The 1,560-nt window shown below is 63.5% G+C and carries 2 protein-coding genes; one reads left to right on the forward strand and one right to left on the reverse strand.

The window, feature by feature from the left end:
- Positions 1-306: 306 nt before the first annotated feature.
- The gene (gene chpT / locus MOV75_RS37535) at positions 307-960 is read right to left on the reverse strand and encodes a histidine phosphotransferase ChpT (protein ID WP_246932546.1); all 654 of its coding nucleotides are present in this window, start codon (positions 958-960) and stop codon (positions 307-309) included.
- Between the two features lie 188 nt (positions 961-1,148).
- On the opposite strand from chpT, the gene MOV75_RS37540 reads away from it, so the two are divergent.
- Positions 1,149-1,560: inositol monophosphatase family protein (locus MOV75_RS37540; protein WP_309486880.1), on the forward strand; the 412-nt coding region annotated here is incomplete at its 3' end.

The raw sequence follows: 1,560 nt of genomic DNA on the forward strand, positions 1-1,560 counted from the left end.
ATCCAGGATCTTGGCGTTGTTCGGCTCCTGCTCGAACTTCACCAGCTGATTGTCCACGGTGTCCAGGCTCTCGCTGGTCTCCGTCAGAAACTCCCGCAACAGATCATCCATTAAAACAGGCCTTCATACAGGAAGGGCGCGCACAAGGTGTGATGCGCCATTTCGGAATGGGGCCAGCTTCACCGCAAAGCGTTTAATATTGGTTGAGTATGTGCAAAAGAACGGAACCAACAAAGAGATAAGGCGCTCCGGACAAGCCGAAGCGCCTCGTAAAGATTCGATTAAGAGGCCGAGCGCGGCGCGCGTTTACGAAGCGGTAACGGTGATGGCTTCGCCTTCTGGCGCAAGCTTGACGGTAAGACCGCAGGCCTCTGCCAACAGCCGCGTGTAATAAGGCTGGATCGCGTGAGCATCCGCGGCAGGGCCGCGCTCGCCGCTCAGGAGTTCGGAGATGTTCTGCGGCAGGCGCGCGTTATGGCCGGTCGCAGTGATGCGAAAGCTCATCGTTTCGCCCTCGCCGATCGGGTCGATCGTCAGCATACCGCCGCGCGGGATCGTATGCTGGGCGACGACCAGCATGTTGAGCAGCAGCTTGACGCGGTTCTTCGGCATCAGAATCCGCGGCAGATTCCAGGTGATCGAGCACTTGCCGTCCTCGATGTGGCCGCGCGCCATGGTCTGGGCATCGCCGAGATCGATCTGCGCGCCGGAGGAGCCGGCCGCCCCGAAGGCAAGACGGCAGAACTGGAGCCGGGCGGAGGCGGTCTTGGCGCTCTTGCGAATCAGGTCGAGCGCGAACTCGCGGTCTTCGGGCTTGGGATCGTCGTCGAGCACCTCGAGCCCGTTGACGATGGCGCCGACAGGGCTGATGAGATCGTGGCAGACCCGAGAGCACAGCAGCGCTGCGAGTTCGAGCATATCGGGAGCAGTAGCGGTCGCGGGCGACGAGGCGTCAGACATATAAAGGGGTCCTGGAGGGTTCCTGGAATTGCACGGCGCTGGACGCCGCGAATCACGCATGCTTGACGGATGCTGCGGGTTCTAACATTCGCCAGCCCGCGGCAGCTAGCTTGCGATCACGCCGAGGCGGTCATAAGCACGGGCGAATCAGTCGAGAGGAACGAATTGCCGATGATTGAGGCATCCAGGTGAAGCGGATCATCGACGGCGCGGCCGCATCCGGCCTGATGGAGCCACTGACGGCGCTGGTGGTGAAGGCGGGCGAGGCGATTCTCAGGGTCAACCGCGCGGCGATGCGGGTCGACGGCAAGCAGGACGGCTCGCCGGTGACCGAGGCGGATCTTGCCGCCGACCACATCATCGCGGAGGGCCTGGCCCAGCTCGCAGGCGACGTCCCGACGCTCTCGGAAGAGCGGACCCACCTCGCCTCCCCGCCATTCGAGGGCAGCTTCTTCCTGATCGATCCACTCGACGGCACCAAGGAGTTCGTCGCCGGTCGCGACGAGTTCACCGTCAACCTCGCCCTGGTGACATCGGGCGTGCCGCTGCTGGGCATCGTCAGCGCGCCTGCGCTCGGCGTGCTGTGGCGCGGCATCGTCG

It is taken from the genome of Bradyrhizobium sp. PRIMUS42, assembly GCF_023006515.1.
In the GTDB taxonomy this organism is placed as follows: Bacteria; Pseudomonadota; Alphaproteobacteria; order Rhizobiales; family Xanthobacteraceae; genus Bradyrhizobium.